Here is a 493-nt window from a genome sequence, read left to right as displayed (position 1 = left end):
TTCATAAAACTTTGTACTTACCCATTCATCTCTGATTTTTCGAGGTTTTTCAATGATTAAAAGACTTTTTATTCCACTATATCTTGAATATACGTAATTTTTAACATTTTTATATTCTCTTCCTATTTTTAACAACTCTTTGACCTCATAATCATCAAGTTTATAGGAGTATTGTTTTACAGTTTTTGTTATTGTCTTTCCCATTTACCTCACCTCGATTCTATAACAAATTTATCTTTCTAATTATATTATATACGAATCGAAGTTATATTATACAAATAATATAAAAATTTTTTTAAGTTTTTAAATAAATAAAAAATACGGTCGTTATATCTAAAATACATCCGTATATATTTTTAGAGTGTTCAATCGGAATCGCTACTTTCCAATCAGTTCTCTTATGAACTTCTTAATATTTCTATTAAGCACAGACTATATCACCATCTAATTTTTTAGATGCTCCCCATTTCCACCACCAATAGCTTGTGATGTA

1 protein-coding gene is annotated in these 493 nt (G+C 26.2%); it reads right to left on the bottom strand.

The window, feature by feature from the left end:
• Positions 1 to 204 (bottom strand): hypothetical protein (locus ACK2WN_RS12270; protein WP_416155702.1); only part of this gene is annotated, 204 nt, incomplete at its 3' end.
• Positions 205 to 493: the final 289 nt, after the last annotated feature.

This window comes from Peptacetobacter sp. AB800, assembly GCF_047807365.1.
Classification (GTDB): domain Bacteria; phylum Bacillota; class Clostridia; order Peptostreptococcales; family Peptostreptococcaceae; genus Peptacetobacter.
This window is presented reverse-complemented; position numbering and strand designations above follow the sequence as displayed.